The 228-nt window shown below is 60.5% G+C and carries 1 protein-coding gene; it reads right to left on the bottom strand.

The genetic code is table 11. From position 1 onward, the window contains the following. Positions 1–202: hypothetical protein (locus ACPYOG_RS21295; protein ID WP_481296015.1), on the bottom strand; the 202-nt coding region annotated here is incomplete at its 3' end. Positions 203–228: the final 26 nt, after the last annotated feature.

The following is a 228-nucleotide window of genomic DNA, read 5'->3' as shown; positions in this document are numbered from 1 at the left end:
GCTTGGCATAGCTCTTCGGGGCGTTGGTCGCCACGGACGTCATGAATCTCAGCTCGTAATCGACATCGCCGAAGTACTCGACTGGCTCCCATCCGCGTTCCGCGTAAAGCCGGATCGTTTCCATGACGCTCGCAAGCCTGTACCCGGCCTTCCTAACTTCGCCGTCCTCTACACCCGTACACAGGCCCCGCAGGTCGGCCACAAAATCATCCTGCACCGCTCTCCGGA

It is taken from the genome of Leifsonia sp. HAY1-4F, assembly GCF_056755275.1.
This window is presented reverse-complemented; position numbering and strand designations above follow the sequence as displayed.